21 protein-coding genes and 2 pseudogenes are annotated in these 22,648 nt (G+C 55.8%); 17 read left to right on the top strand and 6 right to left on the bottom strand.

The genetic code is table 11. The features are described 5' to 3' along the window. Positions 1-8 precede the first annotated feature (8 nt). Both C4S63_RS16020 and C4S63_RS17550 read left to right on the top strand, forming a co-directional pair. Complete coding sequence (locus C4S63_RS16020) at positions 9-2,375, top strand: xylulose 5-phosphate 3-epimerase (RefSeq protein ID WP_062817561.1); 2,367 nt, start codon at positions 9-11, stop codon at positions 2,373-2,375. 1 nt (position 2,376) lies between these two features. Continuing rightward, positions 2,377-2,643 (top strand): ubiquinol-cytochrome c reductase iron-sulfur subunit N-terminal domain-containing protein, encoded by a 267-nt coding sequence (locus tag C4S63_RS17550; protein WP_062817562.1) that lies wholly within the window; start codon positions 2,377-2,379, stop codon positions 2,641-2,643. A gap of 45 nt (positions 2,644-2,688) precedes the next feature. On the opposite strand, the gene C4S63_RS17555 is transcribed toward C4S63_RS17550, so the two are convergent. Genes C4S63_RS17555 through C4S63_RS16035 form a run of 3 tightly spaced genes read right to left on the bottom strand, consistent with a single transcriptional unit; the run spans position 2,689 to position 5,268 of the window. Beyond that, positions 2,689-3,180 (bottom strand): hypothetical protein, encoded by a 492-nt coding sequence (locus C4S63_RS17555; RefSeq protein ID WP_062817563.1) that lies wholly within the window; start codon positions 3,178-3,180, stop codon positions 2,689-2,691. 2 nt (positions 3,181-3,182) lie between these two features. Continuing rightward, on the bottom strand, positions 3,183-4,604 hold the full coding sequence (locus tag C4S63_RS16030; protein WP_231874254.1) for a heavy metal sensor histidine kinase: 1,422 nt from the start codon (positions 4,602-4,604) through the stop codon (positions 3,183-3,185). Continuing rightward, positions 4,576-5,268, bottom strand: a complete 693-nt coding sequence (locus C4S63_RS16035) for a heavy metal response regulator transcription factor (protein WP_062817564.1) — start codon at positions 5,266-5,268, stop codon at positions 4,576-4,578. Before C4S63_RS16035 ends, C4S63_RS16030 begins: the two co-directional genes overlap by 29 nt. 293 nt (positions 5,269-5,561) lie before the next feature. Between C4S63_RS16035 and C4S63_RS16040 the strand changes: the two genes are divergently transcribed. The 14 genes and pseudogenes from C4S63_RS16040 (at position 5,562) to C4S63_RS16110 (ending at position 20,582) form a co-directional block, all read left to right on the top strand. After that, positions 5,562-7,388, top strand: coding sequence for a copper resistance system multicopper oxidase (locus C4S63_RS16040; RefSeq protein WP_062817565.1), 1,827 nt, complete (start codon positions 5,562-5,564; stop codon positions 7,386-7,388). Then, the gene (locus C4S63_RS16045) at positions 7,385-8,335 is read left to right on the top strand and encodes a copper resistance protein B (RefSeq protein WP_231874255.1); all 951 of its coding nucleotides are present in this window, start codon (positions 7,385-7,387) and stop codon (positions 8,333-8,335) included. The genes C4S63_RS16040 and C4S63_RS16045 overlap by 4 nt, the downstream gene beginning before the upstream one ends. 41 nt (positions 8,336-8,376) lie before the next feature. Next, positions 8,377-8,694, top strand: coding sequence for a hypothetical protein (locus C4S63_RS16050; protein ID WP_062817566.1), 318 nt, complete (start codon positions 8,377-8,379; stop codon positions 8,692-8,694). 26 nt (positions 8,695-8,720) lie between these two features. Then, on the top strand, positions 8,721-9,305 hold the full coding sequence (locus tag C4S63_RS16055; RefSeq protein ID WP_062383556.1) for a cytochrome c: 585 nt from the start codon (positions 8,721-8,723) through the stop codon (positions 9,303-9,305). Between the two features lie 85 nt (positions 9,306-9,390). Then, positions 9,391-10,095, top strand: a pseudogene (locus C4S63_RS16060) (YHS domain-containing protein); the annotation flags it as partial. A gap of 530 nt (positions 10,096-10,625) precedes the next feature. Then, positions 10,626-11,168 (top strand): DUF411 domain-containing protein, encoded by a 543-nt coding sequence (locus C4S63_RS16070; protein ID WP_062817569.1) that lies wholly within the window; start codon positions 10,626-10,628, stop codon positions 11,166-11,168. Further along, positions 11,165-12,493, top strand: coding sequence for a TolC family protein (locus C4S63_RS16075; protein WP_197461954.1), 1,329 nt, complete (start codon positions 11,165-11,167; stop codon positions 12,491-12,493). The genes C4S63_RS16070 and C4S63_RS16075 overlap by 4 nt, the downstream gene beginning before the upstream one ends. An 11-nt stretch (positions 12,494-12,504) precedes the next feature. Further along, positions 12,505-14,130: an efflux RND transporter periplasmic adaptor subunit gene (locus C4S63_RS16080; RefSeq protein WP_062817570.1), complete on the top strand. Its 1,626-nt coding sequence runs from the start codon at positions 12,505-12,507 to the stop codon at positions 14,128-14,130. Next, positions 14,123-17,245, top strand: a complete 3,123-nt coding sequence (locus C4S63_RS16085) for an efflux RND transporter permease subunit (RefSeq protein ID WP_062817571.1) — start codon at positions 14,123-14,125, stop codon at positions 17,243-17,245. Before C4S63_RS16080 ends, C4S63_RS16085 begins: the two co-directional genes overlap by 8 nt. Positions 17,246-17,320: 75 nt before the next feature. Then, complete coding sequence (locus C4S63_RS16090; RefSeq protein WP_062817585.1) at positions 17,321-18,535, top strand: IS256 family transposase; 1,215 nt, start codon at positions 17,321-17,323, stop codon at positions 18,533-18,535. Next, positions 18,535-19,083 (top strand): DUF1566 domain-containing protein, encoded by a 549-nt coding sequence (locus tag C4S63_RS16095; protein WP_082810917.1) that lies wholly within the window; start codon positions 18,535-18,537, stop codon positions 19,081-19,083. The genes C4S63_RS16090 and C4S63_RS16095 overlap by 1 nt, the downstream gene beginning before the upstream one ends. Before the next feature lie 124 nt (positions 19,084-19,207). Continuing rightward, positions 19,208-19,426 (top strand): MbcA/ParS/Xre antitoxin family protein, encoded by a 219-nt coding sequence (locus C4S63_RS16100; RefSeq protein ID WP_062817572.1) that lies wholly within the window; start codon positions 19,208-19,210, stop codon positions 19,424-19,426. Positions 19,427-19,585: 159 nt separating this feature from the next. Continuing rightward, positions 19,586-19,969, top strand: coding sequence for a hypothetical protein (locus C4S63_RS16105; protein ID WP_062817573.1), 384 nt, complete (start codon positions 19,586-19,588; stop codon positions 19,967-19,969). 25 nt (positions 19,970-19,994) lie between these two features. Next, on the top strand, positions 19,995-20,582 hold the full coding sequence (locus C4S63_RS16110) for a hypothetical protein (RefSeq protein WP_062817574.1): 588 nt from the start codon (positions 19,995-19,997) through the stop codon (positions 20,580-20,582). 63 nt (positions 20,583-20,645) lie between these two features. Here the strand turns inward: C4S63_RS16110 and C4S63_RS16115 are convergent, their stop codons facing one another. The 3 genes from C4S63_RS16115 to C4S63_RS16125 form a co-directional block, all read right to left on the bottom strand. Next, the gene (locus C4S63_RS16115; RefSeq protein WP_062817575.1) at positions 20,646-21,014 is read right to left on the bottom strand and encodes a hypothetical protein; all 369 of its coding nucleotides are present in this window, start codon (positions 21,012-21,014) and stop codon (positions 20,646-20,648) included. A 90-nt stretch (positions 21,015-21,104) separates the two neighbouring features. Beyond that, entirely contained in the window at positions 21,105-21,524 is a 420-nt protein-coding gene (locus tag C4S63_RS16120; protein WP_146063399.1) for a hypothetical protein, read from the bottom strand. Between the two features lie 78 nt (positions 21,525-21,602). Next, on the bottom strand, positions 21,603-21,962 hold the full coding sequence (locus C4S63_RS16125) for a hypothetical protein (RefSeq protein WP_062817577.1): 360 nt from the start codon (positions 21,960-21,962) through the stop codon (positions 21,603-21,605). A 419-nt stretch (positions 21,963-22,381) separates the two neighbouring features. Between C4S63_RS16125 and C4S63_RS16130 the strand changes: the two are divergent. Then, positions 22,382-22,642: pseudogene (locus tag C4S63_RS16130) on the top strand (transposase); the annotation flags it as partial. Positions 22,643-22,648 lie beyond the last annotated feature (6 nt).

A 22,648-nucleotide genomic window follows, 5' to 3' on the forward strand; every position in this document is an offset into this window, starting at 1 on the left:
GAATTTCTATGTATGCCATAGATCAACAAAACGATCATCGGACACAACAGCGGGCAAAGTTATATCGCGATACATATCCTGCCTTTGCGCGCTGGTCGGAAGGTTATGGCGTGATCCAACACCGGGATGAAACACAGGTGAGAGTGTTCGATCTTTGCCAGCAACTGCTGTGTACAGGACGGTTTAGACAGATCGATGAAGTGTTGGAGATACTATCTGCCGCTGACCGCCTGGCGACTGCGGCCATGTGGTTGGTGGTGCATATGACCTACACCAACAAAGTGAATTTCAACGGCAGCGCACTCGATGCAGACGACTTTAAATCCAACCCACAGGGGCATACCGGCGGTTCCCTGAATATGGTGCCTGCCTATGCGGGCTATATGGTTGCCAATCGCCTGGCCGGTATCACCCGCAGCTGGTTGATGGGACAGGGGCACTGTGTGGCCGCCATCGATGCGGTCAATGTGCTGTTGCAAAATCTTTATCCGGAACAGGCCGAACGCTATCCGTTGAGTGAGCAGGGTTTGACGCAGTTGGCGCGGGATTTTTACAGCTATGCCATGGCGGATGATGGTCGTCCTGGTGTTCCATTGGGTAGTCACGTAAACCCGCAGACCGCTGGCGGATTGATTGAAGGCGGCTATCTGGGTTTTGCCGAACTGCAATATGTGCATATGCCGCTGCCCGGGGAACGGCTAGTGGCGTTTTTAAGTGACGGTGCTTTTGAAGAACAGCGCGGTAGCGACTGGGCCAGTCGCTGGTGGCGCGCCGAGGATTGCGGGCTGGTGACACCGGTGATGATTGCCAATGGCAGGCGAATTGACCAGCGCTCCACCATGTACCAGCAAGGCGGTTTGTCCTGGTTCTACGAGCACCTGGAACAGAATGATTTTCACCCCATCGCCATCGACGGGCGTGATCCGGCGGCGTTTATCTGGGGAATTTTTGAATCCGAAGCGCGGCTCGAAGCCTGCAGTGCGCACATCCGTGAAGGCCATATGCACTATCCGGTGAAACTGCCATATCTGATTGCTGAAACGGAAAAAGGCTACGGATTCTACGGCGCCGGTACCAATGCTGCTCATGGCACACCGCTACCGGGTAACCCCAGTAGCGATGAACGCTCCCGCAACCTATTTAACGAACACGCGGCCAAATTATTTCTTCCACGAAGTGAGTTGGAACTGGCTATCTCACAAATTGCGCAGCATGAGGCGGATAATCGAGTGCCGGAAAAACACCATGCCCTGTGTATGCGCAACGTCAGGCTTCAATCTCCCACAGAGCCACAATGGCATACCGAGGGTGACCCGACATCCCCGATGGCAGCGGTGGACACACGCTTTTGTGAATGGCACCTCGCTAATCCCGATAGGCGGGTGCGGATCGGCAACCCGGATGAGCTGCGCAGTAATCGCATGGGCAAGACGCTTGATCTGCTTAAGCACCGGGTGCTGAAGCCGGAACAGGGTGTGGCCGAATCCATTCACGGCTCGGTGATTACCGCACTCAATGAAGAGGCGGTCGTAAATGCGGCGCTGGGAAACAAAGGCGGTCTGAACCTGGTGGTGAGCTATGAAGCCTTCGCCATGAAAATGATCGGTGCGCTGCGCCAGGAAATCATTTTTGCGCGCCATCAAAAAGCGCTGGGGCGCCCGCCGGGCTGGCTGTCGGTGCCGGTGATTGCCACTTCGCACTTATGGGAGAACGGCAAGAATGAACAATCCCATCAGGATTCCGCCTTTGGCGAGGTGTTGCTGGGGGAAATGAGCGATATGACGAGAGTTGTGTATCCCGCCGATGCCAATAGTGCGGTCGCCTGCCTCGATGCCTGTTACCAGACCCAGGGTCAAATCTGGGGGATGACGATTCCCAAAAATGACGTTGTTACAGCATTCACACCCAAGCAGGCAGCCCAGTTGGCAGAACAGGGCGCATTGACTTTGGATAAGACTGACGGTGCACCGGTACAACTTGTCGCGGTAGGTGCCTATCAATTAGGCGTTTGTCAGGAAGTAAAACGCACTTTATCTAAACAAGGTATTCAATGCCACATAACGTACCTGTTAGAACCGGGTCGCTTCCGGCAGCCGCGAGATCCCTATGAGAAGACTTATGTCTGCGATGTGGCTACCCGCATAAACCTGTTTCCCGATGACATTCGTTTGCGCATTTTTGTATCGCACCTGCGACCGGAAATATTGCTCGGTGTCTGCCGCCCTTTGGATCTTGGCGTTGATCGATGTATCGCTTTTGGTTACCGCAATCAAGGCGGTACCTTGGATACGCCAGGTTTATTACGGGCGAATCAGTCTGATGCGCAGTCCATTGCCACAGTGGTTATGCAGAAAATAGGCAGAGGAGAGGCATGAAATGACTGAAGTGAATGAACCTCGGCGCCGGTTTCTGATAGGAGCCACCTCCTTTGTTGCAGGTGCGGGTGTGGTCGGAGTCGCCACGCCCTTTGTTCAATCCTGGAATCCCAGTGCCAAGGCCAAATCTGTCGGAGCTCCGGTACAGGTGGATATCAGCAAAATTGACCCAGGTGCCATGATTACCGTGGCGTGGCAGGGAAAACCTGTGTGGGTCGTTCGGCGCACTGCCGAAAATTTAAAAAAACCTGGCTCTGGAAGAGCATAGCGGCGAATTAAGAGATCCCGATTCCGACGTTAATCAACAACCGGATTACGCCAGGAATGCCGTTCGCAGTATCCGGGACGATATCTTTGTGGCGGTGGGTATTTGTACCCATTTGGGGTGTGTCCCCAACACGCAGGCATTCCGAAAATCCTCAAGCGCAGCTTGCAGATCGTCTGCGCTGCTTAACTGGATGAGTTGCCGCGTGCCGTCAATCTCAATAATGGAAATGTTTTGTGCCATCGTCTGGGGGAGCAGGGTTTTACAGGCATTGTGGGTCGGATCGGCATAGAGGCACAACACCCTGGCAGTTTGTAACTGATGGATTGTACCCGCAGGGATCAATAGACTCGCCCCGGTATAACTCGCATGGCCAACGCGCACCTCAACCGGGTTGCCCAGACCCACAACAATCTGATGCGCCCAATGTTTGTGGGGCTTGTTATCGCCAGCTTCACCCCGAAAGGCGATGAGCCCCGGCACCATGGCCACCTCACCTCGCCACGATTGGGCCTGGCGTGTTTTGCTGGACACGCTCATGCTCAGGCGCTTCGCTCTTCCGGGACGGGCAGAAACAGGGTGAAGCTGGTGGCGTGCCGGTCGGAGCTTGCCTCGACACGACCACCATGGGCCTCAACAATGGAACGAACGATGGCCAATCCGAGTCCGGCACCCTCACTCTGGCGCCATCTGGAAGGATCGGCGCGGTAAAAGCGATCAAACACGCTTGGCAGGTGCTGTGCAGGAATTTCGGAGTCGGGGTTGATCACACTCAGCGATACTGAGTCATTCTCCGCTTTACTCAATCGAACCTTTATCCATTTGCCCGCTAGGGTGTGCCGAATGGCGTTCGACAGCAGGTTGGAGATGGCCCTGCGTAGCATGGCGCGATCACCCATTACCCCCGGTGCCTGACCCTCCAAAGACAGGGTGATATGTTTTTCCTCCGCCAGCGCCCCGAAGAAGTCGAACAGCTCCCTGACCTCGGTGGCCAGATCCAGCGTTACCTGCACCGGTTTGAGCAGGTCGTGGTCGCTCTTGGCCAGCCAGAGCATGTCGTTAACCATCTTGGCCAGGCGTTCTTGCTCTTCCAGATTGGAGTACAGGAGCTCACGATATTCGTCCAGTGTTCTGGCCCTGCCCAACGCCACTTGAGTCTGGGTGATGAGATTGGTCAGCGGGGTTCGTAGTTCGTGGGCAATATCCGCCGAGAAATGCGACAGCCGCGTGAAGCTGTCTTCCAGTCGCTCAATCATCTGATTAAAGGCGGAGGCCAGGTCCCGTAGCTCCAGAGGCATGCTGCGAAAATCAAGTCGCATATTCAATCGGTCGGCCTGAATACTGCGCATCTCGTCCGAGAGACCGCGTAAAGGCGCGTGTCCCTGGTGTACCCCAAACCACGCCGCTAGCAAAGTCACACCGCCAGTAAGCAACATGATAATCCAGAGACTGCGGCGAAACCCTTGCAGAAAATGCAGGTGGAAGTCCATGCCGATCGCCGTGGCAATGCGATATTCCCGGCTGTCGCTGACAAACCGTGTGACGACACCCCGATAGGCATTTCCGTCAAAGTGCCAAGTAGCCAGGTTATCGGCATGGATCCGCTTAACGGGGGAAAAAGCTACTATAGCCTGCGCGAAGTCAGCCCCCGGTGTAGCGAACACCAACTGGCCACGGCCATTCCACACCTGAAAATAAACACCGTGGTGTCCCGACACCGCCTGCGACAACGCCACCGGTAACCGGAGCGGATCATCCACCCTTTGCAGGGTCTGCGCTACCGCCTGGTTGATCACGACCAACTCGTCCGCGTCCTGCTCGGCGAAATGGCGCTCGACGGCACCGAGCACCAGATTGCCGATCAATACCAGGCTGATGCCGATGGCCAACGCGACAAAGACCATGACCCTGGCGGTTAGCGAAAGCGGACGCCGCTCAGTCGCCATCATCTTCAGCTTCCACATTGAGCTTGTAACCCATGCCACGCACCGTGTGGATCAGCCTGGTCTCGAAGTCGTCGTCGATTTTGGCGCGCAATCGACGGATGGCCACGTCGATCACGTTGGTGTCGGAATCAAAATTCATGTCCCAGACCTGCGAGGCGATCAGCGAGCGCGGCAACACCTCACCCTGACGGCGCACCAGCAGTTCCAGCAGGCAGAATTCCTTGTGGCTGAGATTGATTTTTCGGCCGGCGCGCGTGACCCGGTGCCCAGGCAGATCTAGGACAAGATCGGCCACCCTGAGCTGATCCGACAGGGGTGATGCCGAGCCTCGGCGCAACAGGGTGCGCACCCGTGCCAGCAACTCGGCAAAGGCGAAGGGTTTTACCAGATAATCATCGGCGCCCAGCTCCAATCCCTTGACACGGTCATCCACGCTGTCACGAGCACTAAGAAACAACACCGGCGTCTGACGTCCCGCTTCACGCAGCGACTGCACAATGCGCCAGCCATCCACGTCGGGCAGCATGACATCCAGCACGATCAAGTCGAAGGACTCGGTCATCGCCAGATGGTGGCCATCGAGACCATTGCGCACCAGACTAACCTGAAATCCAGCTTCAGCCAGTCCTTGGCGCGAATAGTCGCCTGTTTTGATTTCGTCCTCGACCACGAGTAGTCGCATCTATGTCTCGCCCTCCACATTTTGTTTCAACCTAACGGGTTATTCCCCACAGCAAGATTACACACAGATTACATTAATGTAATGTTTGGGTCATCTGGCTGACAGGGGGGGGCAGTTAACTTGATTACACTAGGCATTACTTATGTTGATGCAGTCGGCATTCCGGTCGCTATTGCCGGCCTGTCAGATCGGGCGTGACTCGAAAACGACAGTATCATCAACAAGCACTTCGCCACGGTTGATGTGATCGAGGGCAAGGTTATGAAAAACGATATCGCTGAATTGGAGCATTGATGAAAACGTTTAGTGCGACACGCCGTCACTTCGTACAGGGGCTGGTGGCTGGCGGTGTGCTGGCAAGCTTTCCAGCCCTGCTGCACGCAGGGGGCCGTCTGGAGAACCAGACACACACCGGTACCGCGCCCGTGCTGAGCGGCCAATCGATTGATCTGGTCGTCGCCGAAACACCGGTCAACTTTACCGGCGTGATCCGTATGGCGACCACCATCAACGGCTCCATTCCGGCACCGACCCTGAGGTTGCGTGAGGGGGATGAGGTCACCATCCGGGTAACCAACCGGCTCAAGGTCCCCACTTCCATCCACTGGCACGGGATCATCCTGCCCTTTCAGATGGACGGCGTGCCCGGCATCAGCTTCCGGGGCATAGCACCGGGCGAGACCTTCGTCTACCGCTTCAAACTGCAACAGAGCGGCACCTACTGGTATCACTCCCACAGCGGTTTTCAGGAAATGACCGGCATGTATGGCGCCCTCATCGTCGAGCCGCGCGAGGGCCGCGGTAGCCGTGAGGGAGATAGGATCCGCGCCGATCGCGACTACGTGGTGCAGCTCTCCGACTGGACCGACGAGGATCCGATGTCGGTGTTTGCCAAACTAAAGGTTCAGAGTGACGTCTACAACTTCAACCAGCCCACGGTTGGCGATTTCTTTCGCGACGTTTCCACACAGGGGTTTTCCGGTGCCCTGGACAAACGCCAGATGTGGAATCAGATGCGCATGAATCCCACCGATCTGGCCGACCTTTCCGCCGCTACCTTGACCTATCTGATGAACGGCCGAACGCCAGCGGGCAACTGGACGGGTTTGTTCACACCCGGTGAGCGCGTGCGCTTGCGTTTTATCAATGCAGCCAGTAACAGTTTTTACGACGTTCGCATTCCTGGCCTGACGATGGCCGTAGTGCAGGCCGATGGGCAGAATATTGAGCCTGTCGAGGTCGATGAATTCCGATTTGGGCCGGGCGAGACCTACGACGTGCTGGTGGAACCGAAGGATGAGGCCCACACAATTTTTGCCCAAAGCATGGAGCGGACCGGTTTTGCGCGCGGCACCCTGGCGGTAGGTGACGGTTTGAGCGCGCCGGTGCCGGCGTTGGATCCTGTCGAGTGGTTGACCATGGCTGACATGATGGGCCAGATGGATCACGGCAAAATGGATCGCGGAGCCATGGGACACGACGCGGCGCAGAACAAGGATCACGCCGGGATGGAGCATGGCTCAATGCACCACGGCAGCATGGCCATGGATCACAGTCAGCATGGTATGCCGCAGAATTCATTGGCCAAGCCGTCGCAAACAGTGAACCACGCTCGCACGGAATACGGCCCATCGGTAGACATGCGGGTCGATAGGCCGCGCACCAACCTGGATGACCCGGGTATTGGCCTCCGCAACAATGGCCGACGGGTGCTCACCCTGGCTGATCTGAAATCACTCGACGGGGTGCTGGATGACAGTCGCCTCCCCGTCAGAGAAATCGAGCTGCACCTGACCGGCAATATGGAGCGCTACAGTTGGTCCTTCGACGGGCTGGAATTCGGCAAGAGCACGCCGGTGGCCATGAAACACGGCGAGCGTGTTCGGGTTATCTTGCAAAATGACACCATGATGACCCACCCCATGCACCTGCACGGCATGTGGAGCGATCTGGAGGACGATCAGGGCAGCTTGCGAGTCCGCCGACACACTATCCCGGTACAACCGGCACAACGCATCAGCTTTCTGACCACCCCGCATGATCTGGGGCGCTGGGCGTGGCACTGTCATCTGTTATTCCATATGGATGCGGGGATGTTCCGCGAGGTGGTGGTGTCATGAGTGTGAAGGAATTTGCCCGATTCTGTTTGGGTGCAGGCGTTATTGGCGGGCTGTTGTTCTCGGCCTCTGTCTTTGCCCAACAGGATGATCCCCATGCGATGCACGCAAAGGATGCCGATGTGCCGTCCCAAGAGCACACTGATGACCGTTCGGCTGCTCGCGCCATGGGCCACGCCACCATGGAGCATGCCACCTCGAACCATGGCGACATGCAAATGCAGGGCGGAGATGCCCGCGATCCTCACGCATATTCCGATGGCTACACGCTGACGGAAGGCCCCTATGCGCTGCCGGGTCCACGGCAACTGAAACTGGCCGATGAGCATCGATTCTGGTCGCTGCTGGGCGATCGCCTCGAATACGACGCCGATAATGACGTCACGACCTTTGACCTGCAGGGCTGGTATGGCACCACCTATGACCGCTTGGTGATCAAGCTCGAAGGCGATGCCGTGGACGGGCGCCTGGCGGAAAGTCAGACTGATCTGCTCTGGGGCCACGCACTCAATGCCTATTTCGACACCCAGCTGGGCGTTCGTCTTGATCAATACGATGAAGGCACGGGCCGCGAGTGGCTCGCGTTCGGTATTCAGGGCCTTGCCCCCTACTGGTTTGAACTGGATCTGACCGCCTACCTGGGCGAGGGCGGACGTACAGCTCTGTCGTTGGAAGCGGAATACGAATTGCTACTCACCCAGCGCCTGATTTTACAGCCTCGGGCTGAACTGACCGCCTATGGCAAAGACGATGCGGTTAACGGACTGGGTAGCGGTTTGTCCGATGTCGCCCTGGGACTGCGATTGCGCTACGAGTTTTCACGCCAGTTCGCCCCTTATGTCGGTATCGAGTGGAACGGCACCTTTGGCGCCACCGCCGATCAGGCGCGGGCCAACGGCGATGCCACCAAGGATACCCGGTACGTCGCCGGGATCCGGTTCTGGTTTTAATCAAACGACTTATGTTTTTAACACAACCTAGGAGTCACATTATGAAACGCCAATCACTCAGCTATTTCGTCGCCCTGCCGGCATTATTGCTTGCCCTGTCAGCCCAAGCCCACGATCCCAAGGAGCACATGAAGGAGGCGCAGGCGCCGGACTGTGCGGCCATGAAAGACATGGATCATTCCAAAATGGACATGAAAGATCCGGTCATGCAGGCCATGATGAAAAAATGCATGAAGGCCATGCACAAGGATGAAGAAGGATCGCATGAAGCTCATGGGGACAAAGGCCATACCGATCACGGTAACCATGACGAAAAATCCGATGAAAAAAAGCCGGCCAAACACCAGCACAAAAAATAACGGGTAGCCATTCCTGAGGAGATAACATGACGTCCTTTAAGTTTTTATCCTGCTTTAAATGCCTCGCCGTTGCGGCAGGCGTGGCGGCGGTGACCGGTGTGGGGTTCCTCTATTCGGGTCTCTATCCGATGGGAGCCGATGACCATCACAACGACTTGACTTATTGGGCGCTGGAAACCCTGCGCGAGCGATCCATCGCCCGCGCATCAAACGACATCGAGGTGCCGACCGACCTGAATTCGTCCGAGCGCTTGCTGGCAGGCGGCGCCGACTACAACGACATGTGCACCGGCTGCCATCTCAAACCGGGCAAGACCGAAAGTGATTTTACCCTGGGGCTGTATCCCGCGCCGCCCAATCTAACACTGACGGGTGATAGGCATGGGCATGAGCATGCCGGTGACACTGATAATGATGACGAGGCCATTAAGCGACAATTCTGGATTATTAAACATGGCATCAAGGCTTCCGGGATGCCGGCCTGGGGGCCGGGTCATGACGATCAGCGCATCTGGAACATGGTGGCGTTCCTGCAGCGCCTACCCGAGTTGTCGCCGCAGCAATACCAGATCCTGACCGCGCGCGGCGCGGATGACGCCGGGCACCATTAAGGCTGGCTTCAGGAGGATACCCATGTCGCATGCCCGTGACGACCACCGACCCCGTCAGCGCGGCGAGTCCAACAGCACTGAATTGACCGACCCCGTGTGCGGGATGTCGGTCATGAAGACATCCTTCCACAAGGCCGAGTTTCAGGGCAGGCTGTACTCCTTTTGCAGCGCGCATTGCCGAAGCCAATTTATGAATAATCCACAACGCTATCTGACAAGATCCGAACGCGCCGAGGGCGATGCCAACACCGAGTACAGTTGTCCTATGCATCCGGAAGTGAGGCAACTGGGCCCGGGCACCTGCCCGAAATGCGGCATGGCGCTGGAACCGGTGATGCCCAGTAGCGAGGCCAGGGACAACCCGGAACTCGCGGATTTCAGGCGTCGTTTCTGGTACACCTTACCACTGACTATCATGGTGACTCTGATCGCTATGTCGGGTGGGGCATTTGACAGTCTGCTGGGGACGGCACGCCCCTGGATGGAGCTGGCGCTGGCCACTCCGGTGGTGCTCTGGTCCGGCTGGCCTTTCTTTGTCCGCTGGATCCAGTCCCTCAAGCAACGTTCGCCCAATATGTGGACCCTGATCGGTACTGGCACCGGCGCAGCTTATCTGTACAGCGTTATCGCAACCGTCGCGCCCGGCATTTTCCCGACTTCGTTCCGTCTCGATGGCGACGTTGCGGTATATTTTGAGGCGGCTGCGGTGATCATTTCACTGACCTTGCTCGGTCAGGTGCTAGAACTGAAGGCCCGCTCGGAGACCGGTGCCGCCATCCGCGGCGTGATGGATTGGTGAGAGGCTTTTTTGTGCGACCTGGTGCATGGGTAATATGGCTGCTGCTGGTGACGCTCCTTGCGAGGAGCGCGTTTGCGGCTTCGTCAGACTTCTGCACCATGCCTGCCAATCAACCGGCACCGGTCGGCCTATTCCAGGGTGAGCATGCGCATCTGAACTACGCTCAGTTGGAGCATGATGCCATGCAGCATGACGCCGGTGAAGTCCAGGATCGACACGGCTGCTGTGCCGGTGATAAGGGCGACGCTGACTGTATGATGAGCGGTTGCCTGTCAATGATGCCGCCCGTTGCTCACTTCGCTTCCCCCATTCATGCAGGTTCCATCGCAATTGTTTTTCATGTGCCCGCCTTCCCGCGACCGCCCAATTTTCCTCTATTGAGACCTCCGATCGCCTGATTGATAGGTAAAAACCGTTTTCTCGAACTGTGATACAAGGCGCTTCGCCTGCACGACTGAAGTCTGCTCGTTACCTTGTCATCCATTACTTAATGTTCTATTCAATTGTCTTCGGAGGCAACTATGTATCGATTTAAATTAACGGGCTTGGTGTTGGGGCTGTTGACGCTGCCCTTGATCGCGGCCTGTAATGATGGGCCTAAAAACCCAAAAAAATCTGACCCATCCGCTGGTGCAGTTGAAACGCTTACCGTCTACAAAAGCCCTACCTGTGGCTGCTGTAAAAAATGGATAGGTCACCTTGAAGACGAGGGCTTTGAGGCCAGTGTCGAACACCCGGCTAATCTGGACGCCATCAAGGATCGCTATCGAATCGCAAACAACCTGCGTTCCTGCCACACAGCGGTGTCGTCACAAGGCTATGCCTTTGAGGGGCACATCCCGGCCCGCTATATTCATCAGTTTCTGGCTAATCCGCCAGCCGACGGGATTGGGCTGACAGTGCCCGCCATGCCCGTTGGCAGTCCGGGTATGGAGGTGGGTGACAAGTTCATGCCATACCGGGTTCTGCTGATGAAAAAAGACGGCAGCACTGAAGTGTTTGCCAGTGTCGAGAGCGCGGCTCAACAGGTTCAGCCACTCCAACAACCGGAAGCGCAGCCATGAAAATATTCGTCACCATGCTTTTTATCCTGCCGCTCGGTATAGGCAGTGTCATAGCCTTTGCGCAATCCCTTCCCGAGACCCTGACGCTGGACGAGGCGATAACCCTCGCCATAGATACCGATCCCTGGCTCACCGGTAGCCAGTACACTCAGCAGGCCCTTACCGACGAAGCGACTGCCGCGGCGACTTTGCCGGATCCCCGAATGAGCCTGATGGCCGGCAGTTTCCCTGTTGATTCTTTTGACATCAATCAGGAAGGCATGACTCAGTTGTCGGTGGGGATCAGCCAAATGTTTCCCCGGGGTGACAGTCTGTCGCTCACCCGCCGACAAAAGCAGCAGCTAGCCGAGCAGCATCCCTTACTAAGGCTGGATCGTCGGGCCAAGGTAGGCGCTACGGTCAGCCAGTTGTGGTTGGAAGCCTTCAAGGCGCAGGAGAGTATCCGGCTGATCGAACAGGATCGCGCACTGTTTGAGCAGTTGGTGGATGCCGCCAAAGCGGGTTACTCCTCGGCGCTGGGCAGGGCACGTCAGCAGGACGTAATTCGCGCGCAGTTGGAGCTGATTCGTCTTGAAGACAGACTGACGATGCTCAGGCAGCAACAGCAAGCCGCACAAAAGCGTCTGACCGAATGGATCGGTGCGCCTGCCACTGTCCCTCTGGCTCCGGTACTACCGACACAGTCTCTTTCCAGGCCACTGTCGGTACCGACCATTAAGCAGGCCAGCGAGCATACGCGCTACGAATGGATCCGCCATCATCCCGCGCTACGGGCACTGGACCAGCGTATCGACGCAACGCAAACCGGTGTGGATCTGGCAAAACAGAAATACAAGCCCGAATGGGGCCTGACCGCCCAATACGGCTATCGCGACAGCGATCCCATGGGGCGCGACCGGGCCGATCTGTTCTCCGTTGGCGTCACCTTCGATCTGCCCCTTTTCACCGGTAACCGGCAGGACAAGGAAGTCAGCGCCGCCGTAAATCGAACCGAGGCCATCAAAACCGAAAAGTACTTGCTTGGTCGTCGGCTAATGGCGGAACTGGAAACCGCGAGCGTACAACTGGCACGTCTCGATGAACGCCAGGCGTTATACACCGATCAGCTGCTGCCGCAAATGGCTGAGCAGGCAGAAGCTTCGCTGACCGCCTACAACAACGACGACGGCGACTTCGCCGAAGCCGTGCGTGCCCGCATTGCCGAATTGAATGCCAAGGTCGACGCGCTCGCCATTGCCGTGGATCGGCAGAAGACCATCGCCCAAATCAATTACCTGCTCGCCGAGGCGTCGTTCGACGATGCACGGCCGGCGAAACCGTTTTAAAGGAGTTCAACATGAATACATTCACCAAAACCTTGCTGGGCACGGCCGTCGGCGCGCTGCTCGGCGCATCCGGCGTCTGGCTACTCGGCAACCCCGATGAGGGGGATATGACAGCAACCGGCGGTGAACGCAAGCCACTTTACTGGGTGGCGCCCATGGATCCCAACTACAAGCGCGACAAGCCTGGCAAATCGCCCATGGGCATGGATCTGATCCCTGTGTACGAGAAATCCGCCGGAGAGGATGAAGCCGGCACCGTCAAGATATCGCCCGAGGTCGTCAACAATCTCGGCGTGCGCACCGCCACGGTTGAGTCCGGGTCTCTGAATCTGGATGTCAAAACCGTCGGTTACGTGCAATACGATGAGAACCGGCTGGTGCATATCAGCCCGCGCGTGGAAGGCTGGATCGAGACGCTCCATGTCAAGGCCGCCGGGGATCCGGTCAGACAGGGCGACCCCCTGTACACCCTCTATTCACCCACCCTGGTCAACGCCCAGGAGGAATTGTTGTTGGCGTTGAAACGCGACAATCCGGTGTTGATCGGCGCTGCCGTGGAACGGTTATTGGCATTGCAGGTGCCGCGGGCAGATATCGACCGGCTGCGTAAAACCCGCAAGGTCAGCCAGACCATCACCGTTGCCGCGCCGCAGTCCGGGGTACTGGACAATCTCGCGGTGCGTGAGGGCATGTTCGTCAAGCCTGGCTTGAGTCTGATGAGCATCGGCCAACTGGAGCATATCTGGGTGATCGGTGAGGTGTTCGAACGACAGGCAAGCCTGGTCAAGACCGGCGACCAGGTGCGGATGCGGCTCGATTACCTGCCCGGTCGGGATTGGTTGGGCCAGGTGGACTATGTCTATCCGTCTTTGAATGCCAAGACACGTACCGCGCAAATCCGGGTGCATTTCGACAACCCGGACGACTTCCTCAAGCCGGGCATGTTCGCGCAGATGGTCATTGAGACCCAGGCGGGGGCTGAAGCACTGTTAATCCCGCGAGAAGCGCTGATCCGTACCGGCAGCCAGGCGCGCGTGGTGTTGGCGCTGGGTGATGGCAAATTCAAATCGGTGGCCGTTGAGGTCGGGCGTGTGGGCGAACGGCAGGTGGAAATTCAGTCGGGACTCAAAGAAGGGGAACGCATTGTGACCTCTGCTCAGTTCCTGATCGACTCGGAATCCAGCAAGACGTCGGACTTCAAGCGCATGGCCAAGCGCGATCAGCAAGGCGAATCAATGGATGTAAAGGCAGACGCTGATTCCCGCTCAGTCTGGGTGGCCGCACGTATCGACAGCCTGATGCCGGATCACCGCATGGTGACCCTGGAGCACGAGGCCATCCCGGACTGGCAATGGCCCACCATGACCATGGATTTCACCGTCGCTGAGGCTGTGGACATGGATGCGCTCAAACAGGGAATGCGCCTGCATGTGCAGATCACCAATAACAACAGTGGTGGATACCAGATTACCCAAGTGCATATTCCCAATGAGCAAGGCAATGATGCCATGCCTGCAGGAATGGATCACGGTCAGCACGAGGGTATGGATCACGGTGATATGTCGATGCCGGAGCACAGCGAACACCAGGGCATGAACCACGACGCTCACGATCAAAAGGAGCACAATCATGATTGAATCGATAATCCGTTGGTCCGTCGGTAACCGTTTCTTCGTGCTGCTGGCTACTTTGATGCTGGTGGGGATGGGTCTCTATTCGCTGAAAAACACCCCGGTGGACGCCATTCCCGATCTGTCCGATGTACAGGTCATTATTAAGACCAGTTTTCCTGGGCAGGCACCGCAGGTGGTGGAGGACCAGGTCACGTATCCACTGACTACTGCCATGTTGTCGGTACCCGGTGCGGTTACCGTGCGCGGTTATTCCTTTTTTGGCGATTCCTTTGTGTATGTCATTTTCGACGAGGATACCGATGCCTACTGGGCACGTTCCCGGGTGCTGGAGTACCTGTCTCAGGTCGCGCCCACATTACCGCCCAGCGCCCGGCCGCAACTGGGACCGGACGCCACCGGTGTCGGCTGGGTCTACCTCTATGCCTTGGTGGATCGCAGCGGTCAGCATGACATCAGTCAGCTGCGCAGCCTGCAGGACTGGTTCCTGAAATACGAGCTGCAAACCGTGCCGGGTGTTTCCGAAGTCTCGGCGCTCGGTGGCATGGTCAAGCAGTATCAAGTGAAGGTAAACCCGGAGAAACTGCGCGCCTTCGGTATTCCCCTGTCTCTTATCCAGATGGCTATCCAGCGCGGCAACCAGGAAGTGGGCGCCTCGGTGGTGGAAATGGCCGAAGCCGAGTACATGGTGCGCGCCAGCGGCTACATCCAGGGTATCGATGATCTGGCCAACATTCCGTTAGGGTTGGATGTTAACGGTACGCCGCTGTTGCTCAAGGATGTGGCGGATATCGAGTTGGGGCCGCAAATGCGCCGTGGCATCGCCGAGTTGAACGGCGAAGGTGAAGTGGTGGGCGGTATTGTGGTGATGCGTTTCGGTGAGAACGCCCAGAAAACCATTGATGGGGTCAAGGCCAAGCTGGAAAAACTCAAGGCGGGTTTGCCCGATGGCGTGGAGATCGTAACCGTTTATGATCGTTCAGGGCTGATATCTCGCGCCATTGACAGTTTGTGGAAAAGTCTGGCCGAAGAACTCGCCATTGTGGCGTTGATCTGTGTCATTTTCCTGTTTCATGTCAGGTCCTCACTGGTGGCGGTCTTCAGTCTGCCGCTAGGTATACTCACGGCTTTTACCGTGATGTATTGGCAAGGTCTCAATGCCAATATCATGTCATTAGGCGGTATAGCGATTGCGATAGGCGCCATGATTGATGGCGCGATTGTCATGATCGAAAACATGCATAAGCATATGGAACGTACGCCCTTGACGCCAGAGAACCGTTGGAAAATCGTGGCGGCGTCAGCCAGTGAAGTCGGTCCGGCGCTGTTTTTCAGTTTGCTTATTATCACTGTGAGCTTTGTACCAGTATTCACCCTGGAAGCCCAGGAGGGCCGGATGTTCAGCCCGTTGGCCTTTACCAAAACCTATGCCATGGCAGCCAGTGCGGCGCTTGCTATCACAGTGGTGCCGGTTTTGATGGGATATTTCATCAGAGGCAAGGTGGTAGCGGAAAACAAGAATCCCGTTAATCGATTACTGATTGCCGGGTACATGCCCCTGCTGAAAACCGTATTGCGTTTTCCGAAAATTACACTTGCCATTGCGGTTGTGATTTTCCTCGTTGGGATCTGGCCGGTTAACAAGATTGGTAGTGAATTCATCCCCGATCTGGATGAAGGTGATCTGATGTATATGCCGACCACTTATCCGGGGATCTCGATAGGCAAAGCCAGGGAATTGTTGCAGCAGACCGACAAGCTGATCGCGACAGTGCCTGAGGTAAAAACCGTGTTTGGCAAAATCGGCCGTGCCGAGACAGCCACGGATCCCGCTCCGCTGACCATGATCGAGACCTTTATTCAGCTCAAGCCCAAAGAGGAATGGCGCGAGGGCATGACCACGGAGAAGCTCAAGAAGGAGCTGGATGCGCTAGTGAAATTCCCCGGTTTGACCAACGCTTGGGTGATGCCGATCAAGACTCGCATCGACATGCTGGCCACCGGCATCAAGACGCCGGTAGGCATCAAGGTGGCGGGCGAGGATCTGCGAGAAATTCAGAAGATTGGTCAGCGACTAGAGCAGATCCTCAAGGATGTACCCGGCACAGCCTCGGTGTATTCCGAAAGGGTGGCCGGTGGGCGTTACATCAAGGTGGATATTCAGCGTGCACAGGCGGCGCGCTATGGCCTCAATATTGCTGATGTGCAGCAGGTAATAGCCACGGCCATTGGGGGAATGAATGTGGCGCAGACCATTGAGGGGCTGGAGCGTTATCCGATCAATCTGCGCTACCCGCAGGACTATCGAGACTCGCCAGAACAGCTGGCGCTGCTGCCCATCGTTACGCCCAGCGGCCAACGCATTGCGCTCGCCGATGTGGCCAATGTCTATGTGGAGGACGGCCCGCCAGCGATCAAGAGCGAGAACGCCAGGCTGAATGGCTGGACCTTTGTAGATATCGATGGGGTGGACGTGGGCAGCTATGTACAAGCGGCCATGGCAACGGTCGAGCAGCAGTTGGATTTACCGGCCGGTTACTCGGTGGCCTGGTCCGGTCAGTACGAATACATGCTGCGCGCCAAAGAGAAACTGACCTATGTGGTTCCTTTGACGCTTGCCATCATTATCATTCTGTTATACATGAATTTTCGTAACTTCACTGAAATAGCCATTATTCTGGGAACACTACCACTGGCGGTAATTGGTTCAATCTGGCTGATGTACCTGCTTGGCTATAATTTTTCTGTCGCGGTTGCGGTTGGTTTTATTGCACTGGCGGGGGTTACGGTGGAAATAGGTATCATCATGTTAACTTATCTTAACCAAGCATATCACCAATTGATAGATACCTGTCGTGAGCGTGGAGTGCAACCATTAAAAGAAGATTTGCTCGAAGCCGTGACACAGGGCGCGGGACTTCGTGTAAGACCCGTAATGATGACTACGGCCTCCACTATCGCTGGATTGCTGCCCATTATGTTCAGTTCCGGAACAGGTGCGGAAGTTGTTAGCCGGATTGCGGCGCCTATGGTGGGCGGAATGGTGAGTGCTGTGATTTTAACGTTGTTGGTATTACCCGTCGTGTATTACCTATGGCGCACCCGCTCGCTGAAAGCATAAGAGCCTGTAAACCAAATTGTGTAACTGCCCACGACTGAGTAACCTTTTTAAAAGGATGCCATCGTGGGTATGCAATTGGACCAAGAAAAACTCAAAGCCATGGCCGCCGAGTTGGCCAAAGACATTAAGTCTGAAAAAGATCTCGGAGCTCTTACTCAACAGTTGATCAAAATGACTGTTGAAACCGCCCTCAATGCCGAACTGGACGAGCACCTCGGATACGAGAAACATGCTCCTGAAGGCCGTGGCACTGGCAATAGCCGTAACGGCTATTCAGCCAAGCGCCTGAAAGGGCAGCACGGCGAAGTATCGATACAGGCTCCGCGAGACCGGAACGGTTCTTTCGAACCTCAATTCATCCGTAAAGGCCAGTCCCGTCTGACCCAGATGGATGACCAAATCCTCGCACTTTACGCCAAGGGTCTGAGCACCCGGGATATCGTGGATGCCTTCAAGGAAATGTATGACGCGGATATATCGGCCACGCTCGTCTCTAAGGTGACAGAGCGAGTTATCGAGCAGGTTCACGAGTGGCAGAACCGCCCGCTGGATCCGATCTATCCTATCGTCTATCTGGACTGCATTGTTCTGAAAATTCGACAGGATAAACGCGTCATCAACAAATCCCTGTACCTGGCTCTGGCTATCAACATGGAAGACCAGAAGGAGCTTCTTGGCCTTTGGCTGGCTGAAACGGAAGGCGCGAAGTTCTGGCTATCGGTACTGACGGAACTGAAAAACCGTGGTCTGGAGGACATCCTTATCGCCTGTGTGGACGGCCTGAAAGGGTTCCCAGATGCGATTGCTGCAGAGTATCCGCAGACCAAGATACAGCTGTGTATCGTGCATATGATTCGCAACTCGCTGGGCTACGTGTCCTGGAAGGACTACAAGGCCGTGACGGCCGATCTGAAGCAGATCTACCAGTCTGCCACCGAACGTGAAGCCCGGCAGGCGCTGGATGCCTTTGGCGAACGCTGGGACAGCCAATACCCGCAGATCTCTCGATCCTGGAACAGCCACTGGGACAATCTGATTACGCTGTTCGAGTACCCTCCGGCGATTCGCAAGGTGATCTATACCACGAATGCCATCGAGTCGCTGAACAGTGTGATTCGTAAAGCGACCAAGCGCAGAAAGTTATTCCCCAGCGATGACTCGGCACTGAAAGTGGCTTTCCTGGCGATCCAGCAGGCTTCGAAGAAATGGACCATGCCGATCCGTGATTGGAGGCCGGCATTGAATCGCTTTATTATCGAATTTGGTGACCGCCTGAACGGTCACCTGTAATGGGGTGGGCAGTTACACAGATTTATTTACAGGCTCAGCATTTTTTCTTTTTTGGCAGTAATGCATACGCTATTTGCATGAACGGAGATCAAAATGACTTCGTTGGCCCGTCAACCCCGACAGAGGATTTTTTAACGCATCCCGATGGCACCGCTATCCACTTGGTTACCGGGCTGATGTGGAAAAGATGTGCTGAGGGGCAGACCTGGAATTCTGGAAGTTGCACAGAGTCAGGCTGGGCATCAATGTTTACCTGGATGAGCGCATTGCAGCATGCTCATGCTGAGTCAGCCTTTGCTGGCTATGATGATTGGAGGCTTCCAAACATAAAAGAGCTAGGAACAATAGTGGAAATTAGCTGCAGCGCGCCGGCGATTAACGCAGCAGTGTTCCCCGGCGCTCCAGGTGGTTTGTTTTGGTCTTCTTCTCCCAACTTTTCGGATAGTGGAAAAGCTTGGCCCATCCAGTTTACCCATGGAATTTCCTATCCTGCCGAGAAAAGTTCAATGGCATCAGTAAGACTCGTTCGAAGTGTTGGGGGAAATTAGCAGGCTAACCCTCTACTCATACGGCGGTTAAAAATGGGGGACTACAAAACGGTCTATGGAGTTTAAGAGACAGCAGTCGATACGATGAGACGGCCTACTTCGACTGATAACACTGAGAAATGACATGGCTAAACGAACCGAGTACACGCGGGCTCAAGCCATCGCGCTGATCTCCAGGCAAGCAGCCAGGATCTTGGGTAGCCAGGATAACGCAACGGAGTGGCTGAATACGCCGAACCAGGCACTGGGAATGGCCAAACCGATTGACCTGCTTGGTACGGGGTCTGGCGCCACCCAGGTCCGCAGCGTACTGAGCGCGATTGAGCATGGTGGGCCGGTGTAGGGCTGAAACCCGGAGCCCACATTTCCCACTATTTCGCTAGCCGAGCTTTCAGACCGCTACCGAGGCACCTCAATCAGGCGTTACCGGGGCAGGCAAAATAGGTTGACTGATCAACTATATGGCAATATGGTAACCATATTGCCATATAGGATGAAAGCCATGCCCCCAGTAATCCGGATCTCCGAATCCCTTTACCAGCGCCTCTCCGCCCATGCCGAAGGATTCGACACCCCCGCCAATGTAATCGAGCGACTACTTGACCAGGTTGAAGGGGTTTCCCCCGGCTCCGATGATCATCGCCAGAGCCGTCTTCAGCGGCCGGAGCTTCACTTCTTCCCCAGCGAAGACCGCTTCCGGCAGGGCCTTATCGACGGCAGAACCGGCCAAGTCGTGCTTCACTTTGCGGACGGCAGCAAAGAGAAAAAGCCCTGGCAGTCAAGCCGCTTTACCGAGCGCTCGAACCTCCGTGCGAACATCTGGTCCGGGCTGCTCCGAGGCTGGGAAGAAAAGCAGATTGTCTCTGCCGAATTTCACATGAAATAGCCCGCCCATCACGAAGGAGAACAGCATGTCTCTTCAGCAGGTTAACCAGGTCAAAGCCCGTCTGGATTCCCTTGCCTCTCCATCACATGAGTCATGCGGTGTGTTCTGCAGTACTTGTGGAGGATACGCAAGGCGCCTTCCGCCACTGCTCACCTCTGGGGACCACGACGCCATCAAAGCGATGCTGGAGAGCTCAACGCTGAGCGAGCTAAAGCAGCTTGGCATGTGGCTGGAGTTTCTTCCTGTAGTGCAAGGTGCGGCTTTTCGTCGCTGGATCATGCAGACCTTGGAGGAGCTACCTGGTGCAGACGTGCAGGCAGTCGATGCATTTATCTTTGAAGCCAGGCATTGGACGAGCAGCCCCCAGCTCCTTGCTTACAGCAAGCTGCGAGAGCTGGCTTTGCAGTACGTCGAGCAGGCCCTTCTCCCGGAAAACTGGTCTCTACTGGAAACCATCCTGCTGACCTTGAAAGTCGAAGATATTCCAACCGACCTGATCGATCAGGCTATCGAGATTGCCGAAACCGACCATCAGATTGCTCGCGCGCTCTATAACCGACTCAGAGAAATGGACCCCAGAGTTCGCCAGTTTTCTAGCGACTTAAAGTCTTGATATGTTACGGGCATATCAAGTCTCAGGCAGCGTATCAGCCCGTTGGGATTCGGGAAAAGCGGGCTACTTCGACGATCGACTCTGCGCGTGTACCGGACAGAGAATAAACCAGGCATAATCTCGCTCACATGGCTCGCCCGGCGCGCCACACTCCTCGCAGGTACGCGAGGCCAGCTGCGACGCCATATAGATCATGCCTTTCTGGAAGCTATCGCCACCACCTGCATAAAAACGCAGCTGGGCAAACTTGGCCTTCACTTGATAGGCTTTGACCTGCGCCCCTCTGCCATTATCCGTCAGATGCTGGAGATCACGGCACAACGTATCCACCAGGGTAAACCACCCGTCAGCAATTCCCAGGCCTTCTTGCTGGCAACCCTCAAGAATCTTGGGGTACCGGCTGAATAACAGTTCTTCCAGTTCACGCTTCATGGCTCTCTCCTTTAGTTTTCGTAGTACACGCAACGGGTTTTGCCTGGCAGAGGGTGGGTGGGCATCCGGATTCCGTCACCTCCGATTCCATCACTGCCCATAGGCGATCGACCTGATTACTTCCCGCCTGACCTTTCTCCTGAAGCCCCTCCCGACAGGAATGTAAATACTGTTTCTGGTTTCGATCGGACGCCCAATCGACGAGCCCGTAACCAATACCGAGCTGCAAAGGCAGTTGCCTGCCTTAAAGCCCCCACTGAAGTCATGAATAACCCAATGGGCATAGAGGACAGCAGGCATGAAACCATCGGTATCAAGCTTTTCAGCCTCTTTCTGATTCACCTTGACGTCCAGCCAGATCCAATTCTGGACAATACGGATATTTTTATGCGGTGACGTTTTATAAAGCCCGATAGCCAGCTCCCAAGCATGGCTTTTGGGCGGCGCTTCATGGCAATCGCCCATGTCGCTACGCAGGGCTATCATCATCTCATCCAGAGTCGCGAACACGATGAAATCCTCCAACAGAGACAGGAAAATCAGTTCCGAGAACAATGATCCAAACCTTTGATCAGACTCGTGAAGACATCAGGAGCCCGCGGTATGAGTAGGGCAAAGAGTTCGCCAATGATCCTGCTGCTCGACTCGCTCGCCCGGTGAACCACATACTTCACACGTGCGCATGCTTATCAGGCTGGCCATGTGGATCATCCCCGCCTGGAAATAATCTGCGCCTTCCGCGTAAAAACATAACTCGCCAAATTTCTGCTTCACCTGCAGTGCGCGAACTTGAGGACCTGCGCCGCTATCCGTCAGGTGTTGAAGGCCCAGACAAAGCGTGTCGACAAGGACAAACCATCCGTCACCAATACAAAGCTCCCTGTAGTCACATTGCCCGAGTATTTTCTCGTGCTGCTCGAACAAGCTATCTTCAAGATCCTTTCTCATAGCACCCGCCTCGGTTGATCACGATATTTTGTAGCCCAATGTCCTACTGTAGTGCTCCGACACCAGCACGGACCTTTTCCTCGTCAATAAACGGTAATAGCCGAGCAATGTTTCGGGCATCATCAATACCCCGGTGGTGTACACCCCCGAATTCAAGTTTGTGAAATGCCAGAGCAGACCGAAGTCCTGTACGACGTTGGCGTGTGGTCGCCCTCCAGGCTTTCTTCAGGTTCACATGCGGTCGCTTGAGAAATGCTGAGCCACTGGCGAACCGGCGCTCCATGGACGCGAATTCCCGAAAATCGTAGCCGCCCCACGACCCCCAGATACCGGGTCTTTGGTCAGCCGGTAATCACCCCGAAATTTAGCCCTGCTCAAAAGTAGAATTTTCTCGTAACCTAGCACGAAGGAGATTCTGCATGAAGAAGTCACGATTTTCGGACAGCCAGATCCTGGCGATCCTCAAGCAAGCGGAGAATGGCGTCCCTGTTCCCGAGCTGTGCCGGGAGCATGGCATGAGCAGCGCCAGCTTCTACAAGTGGCGCGCCAAGTACGGCGGTATGGACGCGTCCTTGATGGCTCGCCTGAAGGAGCTTGAGGACGAGAACCGCAGGCTCAAGAAAATGTATGCCGAGGAGCGCCTCAAGGCCGAGATTGTCCAGGAGGCACTCACAAAAAAGTGGTAA

Origin of the sequence: Alcanivorax sp. DSM 26293 (assembly GCF_900107995.1) — a bacterium.
Lineage (GTDB): Bacteria > Pseudomonadota > Gammaproteobacteria > Pseudomonadales > Alcanivoracaceae > Alcanivorax.

Excerpts from the sequence above, each read along its gene's own strand:
- C4S63_RS16020 (WP_062817561.1), top strand. The coding sequence starts at position 9 with ATGTATGCCATAGATCAACAAAACGATCATCGGACACAACAGCGGGCA.
- C4S63_RS17550 (WP_062817562.1), top strand. The coding sequence starts at position 2,377 with ATGACTGAAGTGAATGAACCTCGGCGCCGGTTTCTGATAGGAGCCACC.
- C4S63_RS17555 (WP_062817563.1), bottom strand. The coding sequence starts at position 3,180 with ATGAGCGTGTCCAGCAAAACACGCCAGGCCCAATCGTGGCGAGGTGAG.
- C4S63_RS16030 (WP_231874254.1), bottom strand. The coding sequence starts at position 4,604 with ATGTGGAAGCTGAAGATGATGGCGACTGAGCGGCGTCCGCTTTCGCTA.
- C4S63_RS16035 (WP_062817564.1), bottom strand. The coding sequence starts at position 5,268 with ATGCGACTACTCGTGGTCGAGGACGAAATCAAAACAGGCGACTATTCG.
- C4S63_RS16040 (WP_062817565.1), top strand. The coding sequence starts at position 5,562 with ATGAAAACGTTTAGTGCGACACGCCGTCACTTCGTACAGGGGCTGGTG.
- C4S63_RS16045 (WP_231874255.1), top strand. The coding sequence starts at position 7,385 with ATGAGTGTGAAGGAATTTGCCCGATTCTGTTTGGGTGCAGGCGTTATT.
- C4S63_RS16050 (WP_062817566.1), top strand. The coding sequence starts at position 8,377 with ATGAAACGCCAATCACTCAGCTATTTCGTCGCCCTGCCGGCATTATTG.
- C4S63_RS16055 (WP_062383556.1), top strand. The coding sequence starts at position 8,721 with ATGACGTCCTTTAAGTTTTTATCCTGCTTTAAATGCCTCGCCGTTGCG.
- C4S63_RS16070 (WP_062817569.1), top strand. The coding sequence starts at position 10,626 with ATGTATCGATTTAAATTAACGGGCTTGGTGTTGGGGCTGTTGACGCTG.
- C4S63_RS16075 (WP_197461954.1), top strand. The coding sequence starts at position 11,165 with ATGAAAATATTCGTCACCATGCTTTTTATCCTGCCGCTCGGTATAGGC.
- C4S63_RS16080 (WP_062817570.1), top strand. The coding sequence starts at position 12,505 with ATGAATACATTCACCAAAACCTTGCTGGGCACGGCCGTCGGCGCGCTG.
- C4S63_RS16085 (WP_062817571.1), top strand. The coding sequence starts at position 14,123 with ATGATTGAATCGATAATCCGTTGGTCCGTCGGTAACCGTTTCTTCGTG.
- C4S63_RS16095 (WP_082810917.1), top strand. The coding sequence starts at position 18,535 with ATGGGGTGGGCAGTTACACAGATTTATTTACAGGCTCAGCATTTTTTC.
- C4S63_RS16100 (WP_062817572.1), top strand. The coding sequence starts at position 19,208 with ATGGCTAAACGAACCGAGTACACGCGGGCTCAAGCCATCGCGCTGATC.
- C4S63_RS16105 (WP_062817573.1), top strand. The coding sequence starts at position 19,586 with ATGCCCCCAGTAATCCGGATCTCCGAATCCCTTTACCAGCGCCTCTCC.
- C4S63_RS16110 (WP_062817574.1), top strand. The coding sequence starts at position 19,995 with ATGTCTCTTCAGCAGGTTAACCAGGTCAAAGCCCGTCTGGATTCCCTT.
- C4S63_RS16115 (WP_062817575.1), bottom strand. The coding sequence starts at position 21,014 with ATGAAGCGTGAACTGGAAGAACTGTTATTCAGCCGGTACCCCAAGATT.
- C4S63_RS16125 (WP_062817577.1), bottom strand. The coding sequence starts at position 21,962 with ATGAGAAAGGATCTTGAAGATAGCTTGTTCGAGCAGCACGAGAAAATA.